Raw genomic sequence first — 417 nt, 5'->3', positions numbered from 1 at the left:
ATGTAAAACAGCTTGGTTCTCTCAAGAAAAGCGGAAAAGCCATCGGTTCAAATACAATGGCTGGCATTATTTCTGGAATGAAGAATATGAAGGGCGAGCTGGCGAAAGAAGCAAATTCCATTGCCTCGACAATTGAGAAAACCATTAAGAAAAAATTGAAAATCCACTCCCCATCCAGATTGATGCGGGATCAGGTCGGGATCATGGTTCCTGCCGGTATCGCTGTGGGGATTCAGAATGGTATCGGCACTGTTCAGAAAGCTATGGGCGCCGTCAGTGATGCCATGACTATTCAGCAGGAGGATCTGAATTTTGCATATGACACATCCATTTCTAGCAGCGAACTCGGCACGGTTAGAAAAGAATTGAGCGCGGACATCCGGAACCTTGAATTGCCTGACAGAATGATTGTTATTG

The 417-nt window shown here is 45.3% G+C and carries 1 protein-coding gene; it reads left to right on the top strand.

Annotated features, from left to right (window positions below):
- Positions 1-417, top strand: a 417-nt coding sequence (locus ACTD9P_RS30125; RefSeq protein ID WP_438870501.1) for a hypothetical protein, incomplete at both ends; no start/stop codon positions are given.

Source organism: Pseudomonas onubensis (assembly GCF_965653655.1).
Taxonomy (GTDB): Bacteria; Pseudomonadota; Gammaproteobacteria; order Pseudomonadales; family Pseudomonadaceae; genus Aquipseudomonas.
This window is presented reverse-complemented; position numbering and strand designations above follow the sequence as displayed.